This is a genomic window from Thermosulfurimonas marina (assembly GCF_012317585.1).
Lineage (GTDB): Bacteria > Desulfobacterota > Thermodesulfobacteria > Thermodesulfobacteriales > Thermodesulfobacteriaceae > Thermosulfurimonas_A > Thermosulfurimonas_A marina.
On record NZ_CP042909.1, the window covers coordinates 1,701,499 to 1,720,673 of the forward strand.

The window sequence follows — 19,175 nt, forward strand, 5'->3', positions numbered from 1 at the left end:
TTTCTGGAAATTTTTATTTCCAAATTCCCGGAAATAATTTTTCAGGACTTCTTGAGGCCTTTAAAAGAAAGAGAGGAAAAGAGGGGAACCTCTACCGAGAGGGGTCTTTCCGGAGGAGATGGGCCTTGTCTCTCAGATAGATCTCACAGGTTTCGCATTTTTCCATCTTTTTGCAGGCGGAATTGATTAGCTGCCAACAGGGACGGGTGCGATCCCGATAAGCCGTACAATTTTTGCGCACCTCTTCCGGGCAGTTTTTGATATCCCAGCAGGGGGTAAGTTCTAGGAGTTTCTTAATTCCCGCCAGACTAATGCCTTCCTCATGGATGAAAGAACGCAGGCACTTGAGCCATTCAATATCGTTATAAGAAAAATAGCGTTTATTGCCCTTCTTTACCGGTTTGACCAGGCCTTCCTGCTCGTAAATTTTGAGAGTCCGGGGGTTCACTCCCAGAATCTTAGCCGCCACCCCAATGGGAAAGACCGGCTCGTCCTTTTCGGTGACCATTTTCTCCAACCACTTGGGCATTCCTGTCCTCCTGGGCAGGACTTTGCATTTATTATAACGAATGTCTTGGGTAAAGGCAAGGGAGAAATTCCTAAAAACTAGAAGTGGCAGAAATAAAAAAAAGGGGGGACATTGCCCCCCATTTTTCAGCGAGACCCCTGAAACCTACTTCTTACTTACTTCTTATGGCAGCCGGTGCACTTGGTAGGACCGGTCTTCTTTCCGGCCTTTTTCATCTCCTTGTGGCAGCCCTTGCAGTTGGTGTGCATGGCCTTCTTTACGGAGTTAAGCTTTTTGTTGGGGTGGTTTTTGTTGTGGCAGGTCTTGCACTCCTGGATTTTCATCCCCTCTTTGTAAGGCACCTGCTTCCAGTCCGCGGTGCGGCTGTGGTGACACTCTCCGCAGTTGCCCTTAAGGACCTCCTGATGCTTCCAATGAGGGAAGACCACCGTGCTGTGTTTCATCTTGGGGGCCGGGAGCTTGATAACCTCCGGACCCTTATCACAGCCCCCGATACCCACTCCGTAGGTCCCAAGAATCAAACCTACCATTCCGAGCATTACCAGCCACTTACGCATAGCCCTCCTCCTTAAACTTTTTGTTACACATATAGTCCTTTTCTCCCTCCGGGTCAAAGTCCATAAAATCCTTTGGGAGCTTTTTTAAACCTTTGGCAGGATTTAAAAAGGACTTATCTTAAAGGCCGTGAACTTTTTAAAGGAATCTAGCCAAAAGAAAGCCCAGCTCTAAAAAGAGGTAGAGGGTAAGAAGAAGGAGAATCTGGGAAAGAAAATCTCCCGGAGTAAGAAAGAGGGCCACCAGGTAAAGACCTCCCAGGAGGTGCCAGCGCCGGCGGGAAAGCACTCGCCGGGAGATAATTTTTACCCGGGTAAGCAGGGCCACCAGGAGGGGGATTTCGGAAAGGAGCACGGAAACCAGCAGGGTCTTGGCCATGAAGGAGAGATAATTCTGGAGACGGAGGTTGGCCTCAAAGTGGGCGTAACCGAAGGAGAGGAAAAAGTGTAGCAGGGCCGGGAGAAAGACGAAATATCCGGCCAGGCCTCCGGCCAGCATCAGGAAAAAGGAGATCACCAGAAGGCGTCGGCCCAGACGACGTTCTTCCGGAAAAAGCCCGGGAGAGATATAGGCCCAGCCCTGGTAGAGGAGAAGGGGAAGCATTAGGGCCAGGGCCAAGAAGAAGGTGGCCTTGAGGGCGGCCATGATGGCCTCAGGGAGGGTGGTAAAGACCATGCGGGCCGAAAAATCTCCCAGGGCCCTCCGGTAGGGCCAGAGGAAAACGGGAGTAAGGCGGGGGAAGAAAGAAAAGAGAAGGACCCAGAGGCCGAAAAGAAAGGCCAAGGAGACCAGAAGCCTCCGGCGCAGTTCGGCGAGATGGACCTCAAGGGGTAGCCGAGGGAGATCCCTGCGGGGAAGCATCCTCTTTTTCCTCTTTGGCCGAAGGCTCTTTTAGGGGATCGGCCAGGCTGCGGATTTCCTCCCGGGCCTCTTCCAGTTCGTCCACTCCCAGCTCCCGTTTGAGCTCCTCCGTGGCCCGCCGGAACTCCACCACCAGGCGGGCCATGGCCCGCCCCACCTCCGGCAATTTCTCCGGGCCGAGGACCAGAAGGGCCACCACCAGGATGGTTACCAGTTCCGGGAAACCAATATTAAACATCTCGATAACGCCTCTCGAGGCTTTTGCCCAGCCTGCAAAATAACTCGTAACTGATGGTTCCGGCCAGCTGGGCCAGTTCGTCGGCCGGGACTTCCTCTTTCGGCCCTCCGAGGAGAAGGACCTCTTCTCCCGGGTTCACCGGGGGCTCTAGACCGCTGACCCCTAGGGCCAGGGTGCGCATAGAGACCGCCCCCCGGAGGGGGACCCTTTGACCGCGTAAGACGGCAAAACCCTTGTTGCTCAAAGCCCGAGGGTATCCGTCGTCGTAGCCCACCGGGACTAGGGCCAGCCTTTCCCGCTTGCGGGCCCGGTAAAGGGGACCATAGCCCACCGCCCCCCCGGCCGGGACCTCCTTGACCTCGAGCACCCGGGCCTTCAGGGTCATGACCGGTTTCAATTTTACATAGGCCCGGGCCCGAAAGGAGGGATAGGCCCCGTAAAGGGAAAGTCCCGGGCGAACCAGATTGCCCCCGGCCCCCCGCAGGAAGATAATCCCTCCCGAATTGGCCAGATGGAAAAAACGGATCCCGGAAAGGCCCTGAGAGAGGATTTTTCTTTTTAATTCCTCGAAAAGGGCTATTTGTTCTCGGGTTAAGGGATCTTCGGGATTTTCGGCTGCGGCAAGATGGGTCATGAGGCCGGTCACCTGGAGCTGGGGGTTGGCCTTAAGGATCTCCAAGGCCCGGGGGACCTCCTGCGGGGCGATCCCCAAGCGATGCATTCCGGTCTCCAGCTTGAGATGGATCTCCAGGGAGAGGGCCTTCTTTCGGGTGAAATCCGCTACGGCCTCTAACATTTTCACGGAGGCCACGGCCGGAATAAGCCGGAGTTGGACTATTTCGGGAAGCCAGTGCCTTTCAAAGCCTGAAAGAAGGAGGATGGGTAGGGCCAGCCCCGCCCGTCTCAAGCGGAAGGCCTCTTCCGGCTCGGAGATCCCGAAGCCGTAAACCCCCTCCTGGGCCAACACCCGGGCTACCTCCACCAGACCGTGTCCATAGGCCTCGCTCTTTACCACCGGGAGAAGGGCTGTCTCCGGCGGAAGAAGCCCCTTTAAGGCCCGCAGGTTGGCCCTCAGGGCCCCCAGATCAATTTCCAGCCAGCGCGACCAGCGGATAGGACCGGCCTCCCTTTTGAGGATCCCTCCTAACCTAACCCGGAGCCTCCAAAAGGAAAAGCCCGCCTTGCCAAATCTTAAAAGCCCTATAAGTTAGACCTTGACAGGTTGGAAAGAGTAGTTTATATAGTTGATGAATTAAATCCACTTTAAGGAGGCCCTGGTGAAGGAGCCGCTTCTGGAGGTGCGGGATCTCTGGGTAGAGGTGGAGGGCAAGGAGGTCCTCAAGGGGGTGAGTCTGACCATTCCCAAGGGGGAGACCCACGCCCTTTTCGGACGCAATGGCTCGGGAAAGACCACCCTTCTCATGACCATTATGGGTTTTCCTACCTATCGGGTGAAACACGGAAAGATTATTTTTAAGGGCGAAGACATTACCCAACTTCCCCCCTACGAGAGGGCCCGGAGGGGCATCGGCATCATGTTTCAGCGCCCGCCCACCATCCGGGGGGTTAAGCTCCGGGAGATGCTCAAGCTCTGCGCCAAGGAAAACGGGGTCAAGATTGAGGAGTTGGCCCGGGAGTTCGGTTTCGAGGCCTTCCTGGATCGGGATGTTAATCGCGGCTTTTCCGGAGGGGAGCTCAAAAAGAGCGAGCTTCTCCAGCTTCTTATCCAGAGTCCGGACCTTTCCCTGATCGATGAGCCGGAATCCGGAGTGGATGTGGAGAACCTCCAGGTCATCGGACGCATGATCCGCAAACTCCTTCAGAAAGACACCCATCGCCCCCGCACCAAAAGCGGCCTCATCATCACCCATACGGGCTTTATTTTGCAGTATGTCCCGGCGGATCTGGGATATGTGATGATGGACGGACAGATTTACTGTCAGGGGAACCCTCAGGAGATCTTCGAGGGTATTCAGAAACACGGCTACGAGGAGTGTATATCATGTCTGAGAAGAATCGAAGCCTAGAGCCCAGAATAGAGGAATTTCGTCCGGCTAAAGAGGCCCAGGCCCCCCGCTCTCTGGAGGAGCTTTCTCCGGAGGAGCTAGCCCGTCTCCGGGAGGCCGGGTTTGACCAGGAGGCCCCCAAGGAGGGGGAGTTTCTTCAGGCGGATGCCCGGGTGGTCCAGTGCCGGAGTCTTCCCGAGGGACTGGAGCTCCTTCCGGTCACTGAGGCCCTCAAAAAATACGACTGGATTGGGGACTACTGGTGGAAGGCCGTCCCTGCGGAAAAGGACGAATACACCAAGGCCACGGCCGAAGACCTGGACGACGGGTATTTCATCCGGGTCCTTCCCGGATACCGCCTGGTCTACCCTGTAACCACCTGCCTTTACATCCGCACCCCTCAGGTAGTCCAGAAGGTGCACAATCTCATCATCGTGGAGGAGGGGGCGGAACTCAACCTCATTACCGCCTGTACCACCCACCCCGGGGTGCGCTCTGGCTTCCATATCGGGGTCTCGGAATTTTACGTCAAGCGCAACGGAAAGCTCACCTTCACCATGATCCATCAGTGGAGTGAGGAGACCCATGTGCGTCCGCGGACCGGGGTCATCGTAGAAGAAGGGGGCACTTACATTTCCACCTACGTAACCCTGCACCAGGTAGCCACTATTCAGGCCTATCCCAACTGTCGTCTCCTGGGGCCCGGGGCCCGAGCCACCTTCGGCTCGGTGGTTATCGCCCCTGAAGGAAGCCTCCTTGATCTGGGAGCCCGGGTCTCGCTTGAGGCCCCGGGGACTCGGGCGGAGATTATCTCCCGCAGTGTCTCCACCGGGGGGGAGTCTATTGCTCGGGGGCACCTTATCGGCCAGGCCCCGGAAATTAAGGCCCATCTCGAGTGCCAAGGGCTCATGCTTTCGGACAAAGGGGCCATCAAGGCCATTCCCCAGCTGGATGCCTATTACGCCAACGTGGATATGTCCCACGAGGCCGCGGTGGGAAAGATCGCCCAGGAGGAGATTGAGTACCTCATGGCCCGAGGGCTTTCCGAGGAGGAGGCCACCTCGCTTATCGTCCAGGGTTTTCTCAACGTGCGTATCGAGGGACTTCCGGCGGAACTTCAAAAGCGGATCGACCGGGCCGTGGAATTAGCTCGGGCCGGGCTATAATATCCTCCATGGAGATAAAGCCCTGGCTGAGGGAGCTTTCCCCTTATCCTCCGGGAAAATCCCTGGAGGAGGTCCGACGGGAGCTCGGTCTTACCGGGCCCATTTACAAACTGGCCTCCAATGAGAATCCCCTGGGGCCCTCTCCGCGAGCCCTGGCGGCCCTTAAAGAGGCCCTTTCCCGGGTGCACCAGTATCCGGAGGCCTCTTATCGCCGCTTGCGGGAGGCGCTGGCTGCGCGCTTTGGGGTCTTGCCGGAGATGGTGGTCCTGGGAAACGGCTCAAACGAAGTCCTGGACCTCCTTTTTAAGGCCCTGGTCTCCCCGGGGGATGAGGTCCTGATGAGCGAGCCCTCCTTTCTGATGTATGAAAAGCTGGCCCAGACCGCGGGGGCCCGGATCACCAGGATTCCCTTGCATAAGGGGCGTCACCATCTGGCGGCCTTCCTTAAGGCCTCGGGGCCCCGGACCCGGATGATCTTTCTCGATCATCCCCACAATCCTACGGGCTCGGTGCTCGCGGCTTCCGAACTGAAGGCCTTTCTTGAGGAGCTTCCTTCGGGGGTCCTGGTGGTGATCGACGAGGCCTACGGGGAGTTTGTGCGCGATCCGGAGGCTGCCCGGGGGGTGGAGTTTCTCCAGGCCGGTTATCCGGTGGCGGTCCTGCGCACCTTCTCCAAGGCTTACGGCCTTGCCGGACTGAGGATCGGCTACGGGCTCATGCCCGAAGAACTGGCTCGGGTCCTTAACGCCATTCGTCAACCCTTCAATGTTAATCTCTTGGCGGCCGTAGCCGCGGAGGCGGCCCTGGCCGACGAGGAACACCTGCAACGCACCCAGGAGTTGACCTGGGAGGGACGGGATTTTTTGCTCCGGGAGCTTTCCGCCCTGGGTCTCAAGCCCTATCCCTCGCAGGCCAACTTCGTCCTGGTGGACTGTGGCCGGCCGGCCCGTCCCCTTTACGAGGCCCTCCTTAAGCGGGGCCTTATTGTGCGCCCCATGGAGGCCTACGGTTTCCCTGAGGCCCTGCGTATCTCCGTGGGGCTTCCCGAGGAGAATCAAGCCCTGGTCGCGGCCCTGAGGGAGATGTTGGAAAAGGCATGAGGGCTCCGGAAATCATTACCATTGATGGTCCGGCGGGAAGCGGAAAGACCACCGTGGCCCGGATGCTCGCTCGGCATCTAGGCTGGCGGCTCCTGGAGTCGGGAAGTCTTTACCGGGCCCTTACCTGGCTGGCCCTTTCCGAGGCCCCGGAACTTCTCAAGGAGAGGGGACCTCGGCTGATGAAGTTTTTGCGGGAGCGCCTTCCGGATTTGCGTTTTGAGGCCTCGGAGAAGGGGCTTTCTCTTTTTTTCCGGGAAAAGCCCCTCAGGGAAGAGTTGCGCCTTCCGGAGGTGGAGGCCCGGGTTTCCGAGCTTGCGGCGGTGCCCGAAGTGCGGGAGCTGGTGGGCGAGATCCTCCGGGAGCTAGCCCGGGAGGGCCGGGTGGTGGCCGAGGGCCGGGACATGGGGACCGTGGTCTTTCCCGAGGCTCAGGCCAAGTTCTTTCTTACGGCCTCGGACGAAGTTCGGGCCGAAAGACGCCTTCGGGACTGGCGGGCCCAGGGGCTTTCCGTAACCCGGGAGGAGGTTCTCGCCAGCCTTAAGGCCCGCGACCAGAAGGATTCCACCCGCAAGACCGCTCCGCTGACCATCCCTCAAGGGGCCTTGGTGATCGACACTTCGGAAAAGAGCCCGGAGGAGGTCCTGAAAGAGATCCTCTCCCGCCTCCCTTGAAGCCTCCCCGCTTCGGTGGTATAAGCTCTTCAAAGTCCCTTTTCATCCCAGGAGGTCGTAATGTCGGAAACACAGGTCACGGAAAACTTTGAATCCCTTCTTGAAACCCAGAGCGAGCCCGTGCACCTTCGTCGAGGGGCGGTGGTGGAAGGCCGGGTGCTCGCCATCAATCCCGACTGGACCTTTGTGGATATCGGGTATAAGTCCGAAGGGATCGTGGCTACGGAGGAATTCCGGCGGGCCGACGGCACGCTTAGGGTGCAGGAGGGGGACCGTATAGAGGTTCTGGTGGAGCGGGTGCGTGGTCAGGACGGCCTGGTCCGGCTTTCCTTTGCCAAGCTCCTTCAGTCTCGGGCCTGGGAGCGCATCCTTTCCGCCCAGAAAGAAGGTGGGGTGCTTGAGGCCTATGTGGTGGAACCGATCAAGGGAGGTTTTGCCGTAGAGATCGAAGGGGTGCGGGCCTTTCTCCCCTTCTCGCATGCCTATCTGGAGCCCCCGCGGGAGCGCAACGAGATTGTGGGGAAGACCATTCGGGTGGAGGTCCTTTCGGCCTCCCGCAGGCGGAACAACGTGGTGGTCTCTCATAAAAACGTCCTGGAGAAAGAAAGGGAGGCCCGCCGCCGCGAGCTCCTGGAGTCCCTGGAAGAGGGACAGGTGGTGGAGGGTACGGTAAGCAAGATCTTGGACTACGGAGTGTTTGTGGATCTCGGGGGTCTGGATGCCTTTATGCATCTTTCGGACCTTTCCTGGGGCAAGGTCCGCCATCCGGAAGACCTCCTGCGGGAAGGGGATCGTCTCCGGGTGCGGGTCCTTTCGGTGGACCGGGAAAAGGCCAAGATCAAGGTGGGTCTCAAGCAGCTCACCCCGGACCCCTGGGAGAGGGTGGCCGAAAAGTATCGTGAGGGAGACCGGGTGACCGGAAGGGTGGTCTCCCTGACCTCCTTTGGGGCCTTTGTGGAGGTGGAGCCCGGGGTAGAGGGTCTGATCCACATCTCCGAGCTTTCCTGGACCAAGAGGGTCAAGCATCCCCGAGAGATGCTCTCGGTGGGCGACCAGGTGGAGGTGGTCATCCTCAAGGTGGATCCCGAGGCCCGGAGGCTTTCTCTGAGTCTGCGCCGGGTAGAACCCAATCCCTGGGAGATCCTGGCGGAAAATATGCCTCCGGGAACGGTGATCGAGGCCCCGGTAAAGACGGTGACCGATTTCGGAATCTTTGTGGAAGTGACCCAGGATATCGACGGCTTTATCCATATTTCGGACCTTTCCTGGGGGCGCTTGGAGCACCCTTCGGAAAGATTCAAACCCGGGGATGTGGTCCGGGCGGTGGTCCTTAAGATCGATCCCGAAAGGGAAAAGCTCAGTCTGGGAATCAAGCAGCTCCGTCCGGACCCCTGGGAGGTGGCTCCTCAGAAGTACCCGGTGGGGAGCACCGTGAGCGGTCGGGTGACCAAGGTGACCGACTTTGGGGTCTTTGTGGAGGTGGAGGGGGGCCTGGAAGGGCTGGTCCATGTTTCGGAGATCAGCGAGGAGCGGGTGGAAGACCCGGCCAAGCTCTTTGAGGTGGGCCAGGAGGTCAAGGCCAAGGTCCTGCGGCTCGATCCCGAAAAGAGGCGTCTTTCCCTTTCCATTCGCCGTTATCAAGAGGAGGCGGAAAGGGAGGCCTATCTCGGAGAGGGCAGCCGGGCCGGAGTCACCCTGGGGGATTTTCTGAAAGAGGCCACCCCATCTAAGTAGGACTTTTTTATATGCGCAAGGGGGTCCTATACGCTTTAGCCCTGGTAGGGGCCTTCTTTCTTTTCTTAGTGGCCCTGGCCTTTCTCCTTTCCTTTTGGACCCTTAAGGGTCAGGGCCTTCCGGGGAGGGAGGCCGTCGGAGTTGTAGAGATTCGGGGGCTCATCACCCAGGTTCGGGATCAGATAGACCTCTTAGAAAATTTCCGGCGTCGCAAAGAGATTCGGGCGGTGGTGGTCCGTATCGAAAGTCCCGGGGGCACGGTGGGGGCCTCCCAGGAACTTTATGAAGAATTGCGTCAGGTCTCTCAGGAAAAACCGGTGGTGGTCTCCCTGGGCTCCCTGGCCACTTCCGGGGCCTATTATGTGGCTCTCGGAGGGCAAAAGATCCTGGCCCTTCCCGGCACAGTCACCGGAAGCATTGGGGTCCTTTTGCAGGTGCCCAATCTGGAGGGGCTGCTTAAGAAACTGGGCATCAAGCCCCTGGTGCTAAAAAGCGGGGCCCACAAGGACCTGGTTTCCTATTATCGGGAGCCTACCCCGGAGGAAAAGCGTCTCCTTCAGGAGGTCCTCGACGATATTCACACCCAGTTTATAAAGGCGGTGAGTGAACGCCGGGGGCTTCCGGAGGAGAAGGTGCGCCGGATCGCCGACGGCCGGATTTTTACCGGACGCCAGGCCCGGGCCTTGGGGCTGATCGACGATTTCGGGAATTTGGCCCGGGCGGTAGAGGTTGCGGCAAAGATGGCCGGCCTTTCCGGCCCTCCCCGGGTGATCTACGGGCGTCCTGAGCAAGGGCTTCTCCGTAGGCTTCTTGAAGGTCGGGTGGAGGGCCGGCTTCTGGGACTTTGGGCGGCGCCCTGGTTTGTCTGGACGGGAGGGTCATGAAAAAAAGAGATCTGGCCCTGAGGCTTTCGGTCCACTTTCCGGATCTTCGGAGGAAGGATCTGGAGGCCCTGGTGGAGGCGGCCTTTGAGGAGATGACCCAGGCCCTCCTCGAAGACCGTCCGCTGGAATTTCGGGGCTTTGGCCGCTTGGAGGTCCATCACGGGCGGGAGCGTCTTTTTGTCAATCCCAAAAATCAGAAGACCTACCATGTCCGGGGCAACCGCCGGGTGGTCTTCAAGGTGGGAAAGGATCTCCAGGAGAGATTGAATCGTCCTCCTCGGGCCGTCTTAGATCTGGGCACCCAGACCTTTCGTCTGGCCCTGGGGAAAGGAGAGGGCCGGGGCCTGCGGGTCATCTTCCGGCACCGGGTAAATGTTCGGCTAGGGGAGGGATTCCGGGAAGGAAAGTTGAGTCCGCAGGCCATCCAGAGGGGTCTGGCGACCCTTGCGGAATTCCGGAAGATCCTGGACCACCTGGGGGTCGAGCAGGTGCAGGCCGTGGGGACGGCCATCCTGCGGGAGGCCCAAAATGCCGAGGACTTTCATCGCGAGGCCCGGCGCCTGGGCTTTGCTATAAGACCTATCCCTGGCGAGGAGGAAGCGGAGCTGGTCTTAAAGGGGGTGCTCCACGGCCTCAAACTTGCCGACCCCTTTTTCCTGGTAGATGCCGGAGGAGGAAGTACGGAGGTCTCCCTGGTACGTGAAGGCCGGCGTATCTGGGGGGTGAGTCTTCCCTTTGGAGCGGTGAAATTGCGGGAGCGCTTTGTCCGAGATTATCCCCTGACCCGGGAGGAGTTTCAGGGCCTGCGGAACTATTTGGTGCGGGAGTTCCAGAATCTCCGTCCTCCGGAGATTCCTTCCCGGTTCGTGGCCTGCGGGGGCACGGCTAGCCTTCTGGCCGCTCTGGATCTCCGCCTGGCCTACTATCTCCCGGAGAAGCTTCACGGCCATCGTCTCCCTCTGGAAAGGGTTCAGGCCCTGGTGGACCACCTGCGGGGGCTTTCCCTTTCCAAAATTGCTCGCCTGCGGGGTATGGAGCGCGGGCGGGAGGATATCGCCCTTCCGGGAATCCTGATCTATGAACAGCTTATGCGTCACTTCGGCCTCAAGGAACTTCTGGTCAGCGAATGGGGTCTTTTGGAAGGCCTCCTCTTGTCTTTTTGAGGAATTTCACCTAAAAAGGAAAGGAGGGTCTTTTTATGTTGGAGTTTTATTGGGAAGGCGAAGCCCTTACCTTTGATGACGTTCTCTTAGTCCCGGCCTACTCCGAGGTCCTTCCCCGGGAAGTGGATGTTTCCACCTATATCACCCCGAAGATCCGGCTCAATATTCCCATTGTTTCCGCGGCCATGGATACGGTAACCGAGGCCCGCATGGCCATCAGTATGGCCCGGGAAGGGGGATTGGGGGTCATCCACCGCAACATGAGTATTGAGGAACAGTGCCGGGAGGTGGAACGGGTCAAGAAGTCCGAAAGCGGGATGATTCTCGATCCCGTGACTGTGGGACCGGAGACCCCCATTCGGGAGGTCCTGCGCCTCATGGAGGAATATCACATTTCGGGAATTCCGGTGGTGGAGGGCCCGGAGAAAAAACTCCTGGGGATTGTGACCAACCGGGATCTCCGGTTTGAGACCGCTTTAGATCGGCCGGTCAGGGAGGTCATGACCCGGGAGAATCTGATCACCGCGCCCCCGGGAGTGACCCTGGAGGAGGCCAAGCGTATCCTCCACGAAAACCGCATCGAAAAACTCCTGATCGTGGACGAGAATTTCTGTCTCAAAGGTCTCATTACCATCAAGGATATCGAGAAATTGCGGAAGTATCCCCACGCCTGTAAGGATGAATTAGGGAGACTCCGGGTGGGGGCAGCCGTGGGAACCGGGCCAGAAAGGCTGGCTCATGCGGAGGCCCTGCTTAAGGCCGGCTGTGACGTTCTGGTAGTGGATGCCGCCCATGGCCATTCCCGGAACGTGATCGAGACCGTCAAAGATATTAAGGCCCATTTTCCGGAAGCCCAGGTCATCGCCGGGAATGTGGCCACCGCCGAAGGAGCCGAGGCCCTGATCAAGGCCGGGGCCGACGGGATCAAGGTGGGGGTGGGTCCGGGATCCATCTGTACCACCCGGATTGTGGCCGGGGTGGGGGTGCCTCAGATCACGGCCATCCATGCCTGTGCCCAGGTGGCGGATCGTTACGGGGTGCCGGTGATCGCCGATGGAGGAATCAAGTTTTCCGGGGATATCACCAAGGCCATCGGGGCCGGGGCCCACGCGGTGATGATCGGCTCCCTTCTTGCTGGAACCGAGGAGGCCCCGGGAGAGACCATTCTTTATGAGGGTCGGACTTACAAGATCTACCGGGGTATGGGCTCTCTGGGGGCCATGATGAGCGGGCGGGCGGCCCGGGAGCGTTACGGTCAGGCGGAGGGACCGGCCAAATTCGTTCCCGAGGGTATTGAGGGGCGGGTGCCTTACCGGGGGCCGGTCTCCAACATGATCTTCCAATTGGTAGGCGGCCTGCGGTCGGGGATGGGCTACTGTGGCTGTCGGACCATTGAGGAACTCCGCCGCAAGGCCCGATTTGTAAGGATCACCATGGCGGGCTTGCGTGAAAGTCACGTACACGACGTAGCCATCGTCAAAGAGGCGCCCAATTACTGGCTAGGGAGGTAGGGATGCCCCTCTATCACTGGGTAGGCAAGACCCTTTCCGGAGAGGTCCGGCGGGGGGAAATGGAGGCCGCAGACGCCAAGTTAGTGGAGGCCCGGCTAAGGCGTCTCCAGATTACGCCCCTTAAGGTCGAAGAGCGCAAAGAATCCTTCCTGGCCCGCTTCCAGCCCAAGAAGGTAAGCGGAGGCGAACTTGCCGTCTTCACCCGGCAGCTGGCCACCATGCTGGAGTCGGGGCTCCCTCTGGTGCAGGCCCTAGAGGCCCTGGCCAGCCAGCAAAAAAATCCCTACTTTCGGGAGGTCATCCGGAAGGTCAAGAGTTCGGTGGAGGGAGGAAGCAGTCTGGCAGATGCCCTGCGGGAATTTCCCAAGGTCTTCGACACCCTCTATTGTCAGATGGTGGAGGCCGGAGAGGCCGGGGGAAATCTGGATACCATTCTCTCCCGCCTGGCCACTTATCAAGAAAAGATTCAGGCCATCAAATCCAAAATCAAGCACGCCATGATGTATCCGATAGTGATTATCGTAGTGACCATCCTGGTCCTCTCCGTGATTATGGTCTTCGTGATTCCCAAGTTCGCCCAGATGTTTGCCGAAGCCGGCCAGGCCCTGCCGCTTCCCACCCAGATCGTGATTGCCGCCAGCAACCTCACCAAGAGATACTTTCCTTTCTTTGTTTTGGGAGTGATCGTTTTAGTTTTTCTCTTAAAACGTTACTACGCCACAGAAAGAGGGCGCTATCAGATAGACAAGCTTCTTTTACGTCTTCCTCTTTTCGGAGATCTCTTTCATAAATCGGCTTTGGCTCGGTTTTCCCGCACTCTGAGCAGTCTCATTGCCAGCGGAGTGCCTCTTCTCCAGGGGCTTTCCATTGCCGGAAGGGTCTCAGGCAATCGGGTCATCGAAAGGGTGGTGGAGGAGGTTCGGGTAAGTGTCTCGGAGGGGCAGTCCATTGCCGAACCTATGGCCGTAAGCGGGTATTTCCCCCACATGGTCACCCAAATGATTTCTGTAGGAGAGGCCACCGGGGCCCTGGAACAGATGCTAGACAAGGTGGCCGATTTCTACGAGGACGAGGTGGACCGCACCGTGGACACCATGTCCACCCTCATTGAGCCCATATTGATTGTTTTTCTAGGAGGCATAATCGGAAGCATTATCGTATCCCTTTATCTACCCATCTTTAAGCTAGCCAGTGTGGCTGGAGGTTAGAGGCCGGCCTCCTTCAAGGCCTTGAGAAGTTCCTTCTGTTTGGAAGTGAGCTTTTTGGGAAGAAGAGCTTCCAGACGGAGATAGAGGTCCCCTCGGGTTCCGTTCCCGGAGGGAAGCCCCAGTCCCCGCAGACGCAGGCGCGCGCCCGGGGCGGTGGCCGGGGGGATTTTTACCTTGATCCGTTTTCCCTCCAAGGTTTCCACCTCGTGTTCTCCACCCAGAAGAAGGGTGGTGAGAGGGACTTTTACCGTAGTTTCCAGATCGTTTCCTTCTCGGCGGAAGCGGGGATGAGGCTCAATCTTGACCCGTAAGAATAGGTCCCGTCTGCGTCCATCTGGCCCCAGGGGGCCTTTGGCCCGCAAGCGGAGTCGCTGGCCCTCTTTTACTCCCGGGGGAAGATGCACCTTTACCTTTTCAGGCCGCCCCAAGGGGGCCACCATGAGGACTTTTTCTCCCCCCTGAAGGACCTCTTCGAGAGAGACCGGGAGTTCCAGCTCCATCTCCGTTTCTTTAGAAGCCTGATAGGTCCGCGGCCCGGTCCCGAAAAGATGGCTGAAGAGGTCTCCCAGGTTAAGGGTGAAGTCCCGGGAGCCCTCTCCGAAACGGAAAAAGCCTCCCAGATCAAAATCTATCCCTAGATCCCGGAAGATGCTTTCAAAATTGAAACCTCGAAAAATGTCTTCCTGGCTGAAGCGCCGTTCAAATTCGGCCGAGCCGAAAAGATCGTACTGCCGGCGCTTTTCGGGGTCGGAAAGGACGGCGTAGGCCTCGTTGATCTCTTTGAACTTTTCTTCGGCCTCCTTGTTGCCCCGGTTGCGGTCCGGATGATACTTGAGGGCCAGGCGGCGGTAGGCCCTTTTGATTTCTTCCTGGCTGGCGTTACGGGGCACTCCCAAGATTTTGTAATAGTCCTTGGGCATGCCTAAAAGGTAACTCTGTAGGCAAAGACGTCAATAGAAAGGGGCTCCCCGAGGGTTTGAGGGGGGTGGAGGTGGGTATCGTCTGAGGGTAGAGACGATGAGGGGGGTCCCCCGGGGAGCCTCCTTTAACTTAACTCCCTTTCCAACTTCGTCAAGAGGTCCTCGATCTCTCTCTTGAGGTCGGCCCGGTAGCGTTTGCGATATCCGCCTATGGTGACCCGTACTCCGTCTTTTTCGGGGACTAGATAGACCCAGAGTCGGCGGTGGGTGAAGAAAAAGGCGGCAAAGACTCCGAGGATCATGAGGATACAGCCTAAATAGACCAGGGGCGCCCCCGGATCTTTGCGCACCTGAAAGCCGCTCATAAATACTGGACGAACCCCTTGAAGGCTAAGGGTGAATTTTTCTGGAGAAAAGGAGAGGGTCTGCTGGTGTCCTTCAATAAGCCAGACCATCTGGGGCTCGGCCCCCTCCTTCTTGACCCACACCTGGGCCATACGGAATCCGTGGGCCTCTCCGTAGCGGATAAGCCCCACGGTGAGGCCCTCCTCCAGCCATTCTCCATCGGCAAAAGGCTTTACGATGAGTTCCTTGGTATGCCGGCCTTTTTTTACTTCTACGGTAAGGATGGCGTACTCCTGATAGGTGGCCTGATAGACTTTCACCCCCTTATAGGTCAAGGGGTGGTTCACCCGGATGAGGTAAGGGAAGGAACGTGGGCCATCTATGACCGTGACCTGAGAGCGATAGTCTTTGGGCATCCCGTTGGGATAGAACTCGATCTCAAATTTTTCGAGTTTTAGGGCAAAGGGCAGGGTGATAAAGGCTTTTTTCCGGGAAAAGGGGATCACCCTCCGACCGGTCTCCCCCTCGAGGATACTCAGGGAGCCCCGGAAACCCCAGAGGGCCCCGATCAGGGCCCCGAGGATGATGATCAGGATGGAGCCGTGGACGAAATAGACCGCAAAATAACTCCAGCGATAGCGATCTTTTACTCCCAAGAATCCCGACTCTAAGGGACGGAATCGGAAGCCTTCCAGGCGCTGACGTATTTCTTCCAGTGGGGCCCGGATCAAGAGGCTTCGGGCCTGGGGCAGGCGAGCCGGATCCACCCCGAAGGGGTCCTTGCGATAGAGCCCCAGAGAGACCGGGAATCTCTTCCAGGAACAAAAGATAAGATTGAGCAGAAAGAGGGAAAGGAGGGCTACATACCACCAGGAATGATAGGCATCATAGAGAGAAAGGAAGTTAATAAGCTTTCCCCAGAAGGGGCCGTATTGGGCCAGGTAAAATCCGGGCTCCCTTCCCTGGGGAATGAAGGTTCCCAGGATGGAGGTCGCAGCCAGGATCAAAAAAAGGACTATGGCCAGACGCAGAGAGGCCAGGCTATCGAAGATTCTTCTCATTTTCTTCCTCTTTGATCGACTTTTTGAAATTGCGAATCCCTTCTCCCAGCCCACGTCCCAGCTCCGGGAGTTTGCTGGCCCCGAAGATGAGGACAATAATAAGCACTACCAAAAGGATTTCTGGAAGCCCTATTCCGCCGAACATTAGAGACTCCTTTTCGAAGTTTGGCGTATTTTAAAACGGGAAAGGAGGGTCTTCAAGGAAGATAAGAAATGAGTTTCCCTGGAAGATGGAGACCGCAGCCCCAGATGCGGCCCTCACAGGTAAGGATCACGTAGCCCGGCTCGACCTTTCCCTCCCAGGGGATTTTCCTTTCTAGGCGCAGGCGATCCAGAGTCAGGCGGTCTAGTTCCACCACGTTTCGGGTAGCCAGGTGACCGAAGCGCTGGAGGGCCGCAGAGGTAGGTTTCAAATATTCCGAGACCTTCCGGAGGAAAAGAAGCCCTGCGGTCTGGATGCGGAGCCTTTGGAGGTCCGCCAGATGCGGCGTGCGGACGAAAAGCCAGTAGTTTTTGGCGGTGCGCAGGAGTTCGTAGCCTTCAAAGGTCGAGGAAGGGATCCCGAAACGGGCCTCGAGATAGCCCAGGACTTCCTCCCTTTCTTCCCGGGGGACCGGCTGGGGCCAGACGGCCCGCGGGTCCATCTTTTTCCGGCCTTGACGAGAACGACTCATATCCTTCTCCGTAATTTGGCCACGAAAAACCCTACGGCCTGTATTTCATGGGGAAAAAACCGCTTGGCCTTCACCAGCTCCGGATGAAAGGGACGTCCTTCCCATTCGGTAAGCCCGGGGCGGGCGGGAAGGGGGGCCTCCCAATCCAAGAGTTCGGCCTGGCGCTTACGCAGGAGGTAGTCCACCACGGCCTCGTTCTCCTCGGGATTGATGGTGCAGGTGGAATAGACCAGGATCCCTCCGGGCTTGAGGAGATCGAAGGCCCGTACCAGGAGGCCTTTCTGAATTCCCGAAAGGTTGGTGCGCCCTTCTTTTTGATAGAGGAGTTCTCCCTCGTAGCCCTTCCGGTAGCGTCCCTCTCCAGAGCAGGGGGCGTCCACCAGGACTTTGTCGAAACTCACCTCCAGGGGATACATCTCTCCCCGGTAGACGGTAGTGAGGGCACAGGCTACCCCTAAGCGCCGGAGATTGGCCACCAGGGCGGTAATGCGGTCTAGACGCCGGTCGTTGGCTGCGATGACCGCCCGATCTTCGGTCCACTGGGCGATCTGGGTGGTTTTGCTCCCTGGGGCCGCACAGAGATCCAAAATGAGCTCTCCGGGTTGAGGGTCCAGGGCATAGACCGGAAGAGAACTCGAAAGGGTCATGGGGTAGATGAGTCCCAGATAATACTCTTCAGTGTTTCCCAGGGAGGCCTCCCGAGGTTCCACCCGGAAAAACCAGGGGATCTCTGTTTTTTCTACCCGAAACCCCTGTCGGGTGAGCCCGGAAATCACCGGTTCGGGATCTTTGGTTTTGAGGGTATTCAGGCGGAAGTAGAGGGGAAGAGGCTCGGAGAGGGACTCCAGAAATCCCTCATAGTCAGGGATAATCTCTCGGTAGCGGGCAAAGTAGTCCTCGGCCCGTTCAAGAGATCTTTCCATTCTTCAAGACCTCGGCCAGCCGCCGGTGATCCTCGAGCACTAGGTCGGCCTCGGAAAGGTGCTCCGGGGGAAGGGTGGTGGTCAGAGCCAGACAGAAGAGCCCGGCTCCCTTGGCCGAACGCACCCCGGCCGGGGCGTTTTCCACGGCCAGGGCCTCCTCTCGCGGGGCCCCGAGCCCGGAAAGACCCACGAGGTAGGGGTCCGGGTGGGGCTTGCGTCGGGGGACCTGGTCTCCGGTGACTATGAAATGAAAGAGCCGCCGGAGGGCTTCGGGCAGGACCTCTTCCAGGATCTCCCGGTGGGAACTGGTGACCAGGGCCAGGCGCCGGCCTTCCCGCCTCAAGTCCGCTAGAAGGTCCGGGACCTCCGGGAAGGGTCGCACATATCGCCGGTATTTTTCTACAAAAATCTTCTTCTGAAGCTGAAAGATCTTTCGAAAAAATTCCGCGCTAGGCTCCACTCCTTGATCTTCAAAGATCTTACGGGCGGTCTCCAGTTCTATGGCTCCCTCATGGAGGTAAAGGGCCTCCTCGGGCACCTGGAGCCCCAACTCACGAAAGGCCTCCTGCCAGGCCCGCACATGCCAGGGCATGCTGTCCAGGATCACCCCATCCAGATCGAAAAGAAGGGCCTTTTTCATCTCAGATCCAACCTCCGGGAGACCTCCTCCGGGGAGACCCCCCTGATCAGTACGGTCTTTTCTCGAGACCTCTCCCCGGAAAGAAGCTCTAGATCGGCCTTTTTGAGGTCCAGGGTCTGGGCCAGAAATTCCAGCAGGGCCCGGTTGGCCCGACCCTCGAGCGCCGGGGCCGCCACCCTTATCTTCAGGGCCTCTCCGTGGGAACCGGCCAGCTCAGTCCGTCGGGCCTTCGGCTGCACGTGAATCCGCAGGAGCGTCCCCTCTGGATGGGGCTTTATCGCGCTCAAGGCGTTCCTCCAGGTGCTCAAGATAGGAAATAAGCAGGGCCCGCAGGTCGAGCCGGATCTTTTCCCGCAACCTCCAGAGCCTTTCGATATCCTTTTCCAGGGCCTCGGCCTCGGCCTCGGCCCTTTCCACAATCTTTTTGGCCTCGGCCTCCGCCTGGGCCTTAATGGTCTCCGCAAATTCGTCAAGCCTCCGCAAGGCCTCCCGGAAGGCCCGGGCCTCCTCCTGGAGTTCCTGAATTTCTTTTTCCTTGCGGGCCAGCTCGTCCTTGAGTTGGTGGTTTTCCCGGACCAGTTCCTTGAGCTGATCCGCCACCTCTTCCAGGAAGGCCCTTACCGCTTTGCGGCTATAGCCGATGGGGACCACGTTGAAGCTCTTTTCGCGAATTTCCTTAGGGGTGATCATCAGCGCAACCTCAGGGCCATCTCGTAAAGCACCGGTACCAGAAACTGTTGCAGGAAGACGATCCCTAGGATAACTACCAGGGGCGAGAGATCAAGCCCGGAGATAGGGGGGAGGACCCGGCGCACGCGCCAGAGGACCGGCTCCGTGATCTGGTAAAGAAAACGCACTATGGGATTAAAGGGGTCGGGATTTACCCAGGAGATCAGGGCCCGGATGATGATAATCCACATGTAAAGGGTGAGGACCATGTCCAGCACCCGGGCTAACGCGGTCAAAAAATAGGAAAGCACAAACAT

23 protein-coding genes are annotated in these 19,175 nt (G+C 58.3%); 9 read left to right on the forward strand and 14 right to left on the reverse strand.

Features of this window, described 5'->3' with window-relative positions; genetic code table 11:
* Positions 1-91 precede the first annotated feature (91 nt).
* From FVE67_RS08855 to alr, 5 genes are all read right to left on the reverse strand, one after another.
* Positions 92-529, reverse strand: coding sequence for a MerR family transcriptional regulator (locus tag FVE67_RS08855; RefSeq protein WP_246167896.1), 438 nt, complete (start codon positions 527-529; stop codon positions 92-94).
* A gap of 155 nt (positions 530-684) precedes the next feature.
* Positions 685-1,086, reverse strand: coding sequence for a cytochrome c3 family protein (locus FVE67_RS08860; protein ID WP_210534598.1), 402 nt, complete (start codon positions 1,084-1,086; stop codon positions 685-687).
* Positions 1,087-1,222: 136 nt separating this feature from the next.
* Entirely contained in the window at positions 1,223-1,945 is a 723-nt protein-coding gene (gene tatC / locus FVE67_RS08865; RefSeq protein ID WP_168720233.1) for a twin-arginine translocase subunit TatC, read from the reverse strand.
* Complete coding sequence (gene tatB / locus FVE67_RS09515; RefSeq protein WP_168720234.1) at positions 1,908-2,183, reverse strand: Sec-independent protein translocase protein TatB; 276 nt, start codon at positions 2,181-2,183, stop codon at positions 1,908-1,910. The genes tatC and tatB overlap by 38 nt, the downstream gene beginning before the upstream one ends.
* Positions 2,176-3,387, reverse strand: coding sequence for an alanine racemase (gene alr, locus FVE67_RS08875; RefSeq protein ID WP_168720382.1), 1,212 nt, complete (start codon positions 3,385-3,387; stop codon positions 2,176-2,178). The genes tatB and alr overlap by 8 nt, the downstream gene beginning before the upstream one ends.
* A 70-nt stretch (positions 3,388-3,457) precedes the next feature.
* Here alr and FVE67_RS08880 point away from each other — a divergent pair, with 70 nt between their 5' ends.
* From FVE67_RS08880 to FVE67_RS08920, 9 genes are read left to right on the forward strand one after another with little or no spacing between them, the layout of a single operon-like run.
* Positions 3,458-4,210, forward strand: a complete 753-nt coding sequence (locus FVE67_RS08880; RefSeq protein WP_168720383.1) for an ABC transporter ATP-binding protein — start codon at positions 3,458-3,460, stop codon at positions 4,208-4,210.
* On the forward strand, positions 4,186-5,355 hold the full coding sequence (locus FVE67_RS08885) for a SufB/SufD family protein (RefSeq protein WP_168720235.1): 1,170 nt from the start codon (positions 4,186-4,188) through the stop codon (positions 5,353-5,355). Before FVE67_RS08880 ends, FVE67_RS08885 begins: the two co-directional genes overlap by 25 nt.
* Before the next feature lie 8 nt (positions 5,356-5,363).
* On the forward strand, positions 5,364-6,455 hold the full coding sequence (hisC, locus tag FVE67_RS08890) for a histidinol-phosphate transaminase (protein WP_168720236.1): 1,092 nt from the start codon (positions 5,364-5,366) through the stop codon (positions 6,453-6,455).
* Positions 6,452-7,126: a (d)CMP kinase gene (gene cmk, locus FVE67_RS08895; RefSeq protein ID WP_168720237.1), complete on the forward strand. Its 675-nt coding sequence runs from the start codon at positions 6,452-6,454 to the stop codon at positions 7,124-7,126. The genes hisC and cmk overlap by 4 nt, the downstream gene beginning before the upstream one ends.
* A gap of 60 nt (positions 7,127-7,186) precedes the next feature.
* Positions 7,187-8,860, forward strand: a complete 1,674-nt coding sequence (locus FVE67_RS08900; protein WP_168720238.1) for a 30S ribosomal protein S1 — start codon at positions 7,187-7,189, stop codon at positions 8,858-8,860.
* 11 nt (positions 8,861-8,871) lie between these two features.
* Positions 8,872-9,744 carry a signal peptide peptidase SppA gene (gene sppA / locus FVE67_RS08905; protein WP_168720239.1) on the forward strand — a complete coding sequence of 291 codons (873 nt, stop codon included), beginning with the start codon at positions 8,872-8,874 and terminating at the stop codon, positions 9,742-9,744.
* Positions 9,741-10,907, forward strand: a complete 1,167-nt coding sequence (locus FVE67_RS08910) for a Ppx/GppA phosphatase family protein (RefSeq protein ID WP_168720240.1) — start codon at positions 9,741-9,743, stop codon at positions 10,905-10,907. The genes sppA and FVE67_RS08910 overlap by 4 nt, the downstream gene beginning before the upstream one ends.
* Positions 10,908-10,942: 35 nt before the next feature.
* Positions 10,943-12,418, forward strand: a complete 1,476-nt coding sequence (gene guaB, locus FVE67_RS08915) for an IMP dehydrogenase (RefSeq protein WP_168720241.1) — start codon at positions 10,943-10,945, stop codon at positions 12,416-12,418.
* A gap of 2 nt (positions 12,419-12,420) precedes the next feature.
* Complete coding sequence (locus FVE67_RS08920) at positions 12,421-13,626, forward strand: type II secretion system F family protein (RefSeq protein WP_168720242.1); 1,206 nt, start codon at positions 12,421-12,423, stop codon at positions 13,624-13,626.
* Here FVE67_RS08920 and FVE67_RS08925 read toward each other — a convergent pair.
* From FVE67_RS08925 to FVE67_RS08965, 9 genes are all read right to left on the reverse strand, one after another.
* Entirely contained in the window at positions 13,623-14,546 is a 924-nt protein-coding gene (locus FVE67_RS08925; protein ID WP_168720243.1) for a DnaJ C-terminal domain-containing protein, read from the reverse strand. The two genes, FVE67_RS08920 and FVE67_RS08925, sit on opposite strands and share 4 nt — an antisense overlap.
* A gap of 125 nt (positions 14,547-14,671) precedes the next feature.
* Complete coding sequence (gene resB / locus FVE67_RS08930) at positions 14,672-15,952, reverse strand: cytochrome c biogenesis protein ResB (RefSeq protein ID WP_168720244.1); 1,281 nt, start codon at positions 15,950-15,952, stop codon at positions 14,672-14,674.
* Positions 15,933-16,097: a twin-arginine translocase TatA/TatE family subunit gene (locus FVE67_RS08935; protein WP_168720245.1), complete on the reverse strand. Its 165-nt coding sequence runs from the start codon at positions 16,095-16,097 to the stop codon at positions 15,933-15,935. The genes resB and FVE67_RS08935 overlap by 20 nt, the downstream gene beginning before the upstream one ends.
* A 52-nt stretch (positions 16,098-16,149) precedes the next feature.
* Positions 16,150-16,626, reverse strand: a complete 477-nt coding sequence (locus FVE67_RS08940; RefSeq protein ID WP_168720246.1) for a hypothetical protein — start codon at positions 16,624-16,626, stop codon at positions 16,150-16,152.
* Positions 16,623-17,549 carry an NOL1/NOP2/sun family putative RNA methylase gene (locus FVE67_RS08945; protein WP_168720247.1) on the reverse strand — a complete coding sequence of 309 codons (927 nt, stop codon included), beginning with the start codon at positions 17,547-17,549 and terminating at the stop codon, positions 16,623-16,625. The genes FVE67_RS08940 and FVE67_RS08945 overlap by 4 nt, the downstream gene beginning before the upstream one ends.
* Entirely contained in the window at positions 17,533-18,189 is a 657-nt protein-coding gene (locus tag FVE67_RS08950) for an HAD family hydrolase (protein WP_168720248.1), read from the reverse strand. Before FVE67_RS08950 ends, FVE67_RS08945 begins: the two co-directional genes overlap by 17 nt.
* On the reverse strand, positions 18,186-18,428 hold the full coding sequence (locus tag FVE67_RS08955; protein ID WP_210534599.1) for a DUF167 domain-containing protein: 243 nt from the start codon (positions 18,426-18,428) through the stop codon (positions 18,186-18,188). Before FVE67_RS08955 ends, FVE67_RS08950 begins: the two co-directional genes overlap by 4 nt.
* On the reverse strand, positions 18,403-18,879 hold the full coding sequence (locus tag FVE67_RS08960) for a DivIVA domain-containing protein (protein WP_168720250.1): 477 nt from the start codon (positions 18,877-18,879) through the stop codon (positions 18,403-18,405). Before FVE67_RS08960 ends, FVE67_RS08955 begins: the two co-directional genes overlap by 26 nt.
* On the reverse strand, positions 18,879-19,175 hold the full coding sequence (locus tag FVE67_RS08965) for a YggT family protein (protein WP_168720251.1): 297 nt from the start codon (positions 19,173-19,175) through the stop codon (positions 18,879-18,881). Before FVE67_RS08965 ends, FVE67_RS08960 begins: the two co-directional genes overlap by 1 nt.

Excerpts from the sequence above, each read along its gene's own strand:
- FVE67_RS08855 (WP_246167896.1), bottom strand. The coding sequence starts at position 529 with ATGCCCAAGTGGTTGGAGAAAATGGTCACCGAAAAGGACGAGCCGGTC.
- FVE67_RS08860 (WP_210534598.1), bottom strand. The coding sequence starts at position 1,086 with ATGCGTAAGTGGCTGGTAATGCTCGGAATGGTAGGTTTGATTCTTGGG.
- tatC (WP_168720233.1), bottom strand. The coding sequence starts at position 1,945 with ATGCTTCCCCGCAGGGATCTCCCTCGGCTACCCCTTGAGGTCCATCTC.
- tatB (WP_168720234.1), bottom strand. The coding sequence starts at position 2,183 with ATGTTTAATATTGGTTTCCCGGAACTGGTAACCATCCTGGTGGTGGCC.
- FVE67_RS08885 (WP_168720235.1), top strand. The coding sequence starts at position 4,186 with ATGTCTGAGAAGAATCGAAGCCTAGAGCCCAGAATAGAGGAATTTCGT.
- hisC (WP_168720236.1), top strand. The coding sequence starts at position 5,364 with ATGGAGATAAAGCCCTGGCTGAGGGAGCTTTCCCCTTATCCTCCGGGA.
- cmk (WP_168720237.1), top strand. The coding sequence starts at position 6,452 with ATGAGGGCTCCGGAAATCATTACCATTGATGGTCCGGCGGGAAGCGGA.
- FVE67_RS08900 (WP_168720238.1), top strand. The coding sequence starts at position 7,187 with ATGTCGGAAACACAGGTCACGGAAAACTTTGAATCCCTTCTTGAAACC.
- sppA (WP_168720239.1), top strand. The coding sequence starts at position 8,872 with ATGCGCAAGGGGGTCCTATACGCTTTAGCCCTGGTAGGGGCCTTCTTT.
- FVE67_RS08910 (WP_168720240.1), top strand. The coding sequence starts at position 9,741 with ATGAAAAAAAGAGATCTGGCCCTGAGGCTTTCGGTCCACTTTCCGGAT.
- guaB (WP_168720241.1), top strand. The coding sequence starts at position 10,943 with ATGTTGGAGTTTTATTGGGAAGGCGAAGCCCTTACCTTTGATGACGTT.
- FVE67_RS08920 (WP_168720242.1), top strand. The coding sequence starts at position 12,421 with ATGCCCCTCTATCACTGGGTAGGCAAGACCCTTTCCGGAGAGGTCCGG.
- FVE67_RS08925 (WP_168720243.1), bottom strand. The coding sequence starts at position 14,546 with ATGCCCAAGGACTATTACAAAATCTTGGGAGTGCCCCGTAACGCCAGC.
- resB (WP_168720244.1), bottom strand. The coding sequence starts at position 15,952 with ATGAGAAGAATCTTCGATAGCCTGGCCTCTCTGCGTCTGGCCATAGTC.
- FVE67_RS08935 (WP_168720245.1), bottom strand. The coding sequence starts at position 16,097 with ATGTTCGGCGGAATAGGGCTTCCAGAAATCCTTTTGGTAGTGCTTATT.
- FVE67_RS08940 (WP_168720246.1), bottom strand. The coding sequence starts at position 16,626 with ATGAGTCGTTCTCGTCAAGGCCGGAAAAAGATGGACCCGCGGGCCGTC.
- FVE67_RS08945 (WP_168720247.1), bottom strand. The coding sequence starts at position 17,549 with ATGGAAAGATCTCTTGAACGGGCCGAGGACTACTTTGCCCGCTACCGA.
- FVE67_RS08950 (WP_168720248.1), bottom strand. The coding sequence starts at position 18,189 with ATGAAAAAGGCCCTTCTTTTCGATCTGGATGGGGTGATCCTGGACAGC.
- FVE67_RS08960 (WP_168720250.1), bottom strand. The coding sequence starts at position 18,879 with ATGATCACCCCTAAGGAAATTCGCGAAAAGAGCTTCAACGTGGTCCCC.
- FVE67_RS08965 (WP_168720251.1), bottom strand. The coding sequence starts at position 19,175 with ATGTTTGTGCTTTCCTATTTTTTGACCGCGTTAGCCCGGGTGCTGGAC.